This is a genomic window from Pseudomonas sp. EL_65y_Pfl1_R83 (assembly GCF_963970695.1).
GTDB classification, from domain to species: domain Bacteria; phylum Pseudomonadota; class Gammaproteobacteria; order Pseudomonadales; family Pseudomonadaceae; genus Aquipseudomonas; species Aquipseudomonas tritici.
Genome location: NZ_CAXAQI010000482.1, coordinates 1 through 436 on the forward strand (window position 1 = coordinate 1; position 436 = coordinate 436).

Consider the following 436-nt stretch of genomic DNA (forward strand, 5'->3'; position numbering starts at 1 on the left):
GCCCCTGCCTTTAATTTGGCTCCAACCGCGGGGCTCTCCTACAGCCCGGTTTTCGGTTTTCGCATCATTTACTGTGCGGCGCCGCCCCCCCCGGGGGCGACGCTCCCGCCAGCGTTGGCTTCGGGTGGTGTCCATAACGAGGTCCGATCAGAGCAGCTTGGGTTGCCGCGCATGGTTGGCGAGAATCTCGCCCGCGAAGGCGGCGGCGCCGTCCTGATCGGCGCATGGGAAGAGATCGTGGCTGGCAAACAGCCGAAAGGAGCGATCGTGCTCCATAGCGCAAAGCCAACGTGCATCGCCGTTCAGGTCGACAAGGGCGAGCGGCAGGCAGCGTGTGCCGGCGTAGGGGCGCGGATCGACCGGATCGCCGGGGAAGCCGGCAAGAGTCCAGAAGCGCCAGCCAAGAGGCGGGATTTCGGCGACGGCGGTCGAGACG

Annotated in this window: 1 protein-coding gene; it reads right to left on the minus strand. The window is 66.5% G+C overall.

The features are described 5' to 3' along the window. Window positions 1-147: 147 nt before the first annotated feature. Window positions 148-436 (minus strand): hypothetical protein (locus AACY08_RS29945; protein ID WP_339472705.1); only part of this gene is annotated, 289 nt, incomplete at its 5' end.